Below are 1,701 nucleotides of genomic sequence, written 5' to 3' on the forward strand. Positions count from 1 at the left end.
GCATTCTCCTCGATCGTCACCGCCACCTCGTGCGTGGTGAGCAGGCGGCGGATCAGCGCCTCGTCCAGCGGCTTGGCGAAGCGCAGGTCGGCGACCGTCGTGCTCAGCCCCTTGGCATCCAGCGCCTCGGCGGCTTTCAGCGCTTCCGCCAGGCGCGTGCCGAGCGACAGGATCGCCACCGTCTTGCCCTCGCGCACCACGCGGCCCTTGCCGATCTCGAGCAGCTCCGGCGTTTCGGGGAGTGCCACGCCCGTGCCGTTGCCGCGCGGATAGCGCACCGCGATCGGCCCGCTGTCGTGCGCCACGCAGGTGTGCGTCATGTGCACCAGTTCCGCCTCGTCCGCCGCCGCCATCACGACGAAGTTCGGCAGCGTGGCGAGATAGGTCACGTCGAACGATCCGGCATGCGTCGCGCCGTCCGCGCCGACCAGGCCCGCCCGGTCGATCGCGAAGCGCACGGGCAGGTTCTGGATCGCCACGTCGTGCACGACCTGATCATAGGCGCGCTGCAGGAAGGTCGAGTAGATCGCGCAGAACGGCCGCATCCCCTGCGCCGCCAGGCCGGCGGCGAACGTCACCGCATGCTGCTCGGCGATGCCGACGTCGAAGAAGCGCTCGGGATAGGATTTGGCGAACGCATCGAGGCCCGTGCCCGAGGGCATCGCAGCGGTGATCGCCACGATCCGGTCGTCGCTCGCGGCTTCCTTGACCAGCTGCGCGCCGAACACGTTCTGATATTGGGGCGGCCCCGGCGGGGCTTTCGCCTGCGCGCCGGTGATCACGTCGAACTTCTGCACGCCGTGATATTTATCCGCCGCGGCCTCGGCCGGCGCATAGCCCTTGCCCTTCTTGGTCACGACATGGACCAGGATCGGGCCGTCCTCGGCATCGCGGACATTCTCGAGCACCGGGATCAAATGATCGAGGTTATGCCCGTCGATCGGGCCGACATAATAGAAGCCCAGTTCCTCGAACAGCGTGCCGCCGGTCGCCATGCCGCGGGCATATTCCTCCGCCTTGCCGGCCGCATCGTGGACGCGCTTGGACAGCTTGCGCGTCACCTTCTTGGCGAAGCTGCGCAGGCCGAGATATTCCGAACTCGATACCATCCGCGCCAGATACGCCGACAGCCCGCCGACCGGCGGTGCGATCGACATGTCGTTGTCGTTCAGGATCACGACCAGCCGGTTGCCGGCGGCCTGCGCATTGTTCATCGCCTCATAGGCCATGCCCGCCGACATCGCGCCGTCGCCGATCACCGCAATGCCCTTGCCCGGGCGGTTCGACAGCTTGTTGGCGACACCGAAGCCCAACGCCGCCGAGATCGAGGTCGACGAATGCGCCGCGCCGAACGGATCGTATTCGCTCTCGCTCCGCTTGGTGAAGCCCGACAGGCCACCGCCCATGCGCAAGGTGCGGATCCGCTCGCGCCGCCCGGTCAGGATCTTGTGCGGATAGCATTGGTGCCCGACGTCCCACACGAGCTTGTCGCGCGGCGTATCGAACACATAATGGATCGCCACCGTCAGCTCGACCACGCCCAGCCCGGAACCCAGATGCCCGCCCGTCGTCCCCACCGCCGAAATCGTCTCGACCCGCAACTCGTCCGCCAACTGGCGTAACTGGCCAATTTCGAGGCGGCGAAGATCGGCGGGCATCGATACGGTATCGAGAAGCGGCGTGGGGCTGACGTCAGACATC

1 protein-coding gene is annotated in these 1,701 nt (G+C 67.1%); it reads right to left on the reverse strand.

Features of this window, described 5'->3' with window-relative positions; all coding sequences use genetic code 11:
• Window positions 1-1,700: 1-deoxy-D-xylulose-5-phosphate synthase (gene dxs / locus U1738_RS20225; RefSeq protein ID WP_332790834.1), on the reverse strand; the 1,700-nt coding region annotated here is incomplete at its 3' end.
• Between the last annotated feature and the right edge of the window lies 1 nt (window position 1,701).

The sequence above is a fragment of the Parasphingomonas caseinilytica genome, assembly GCF_036663755.1.
In the GTDB taxonomy this organism is placed as follows: Bacteria; Pseudomonadota; Alphaproteobacteria; order Sphingomonadales; family Sphingomonadaceae; genus Sphingomonas.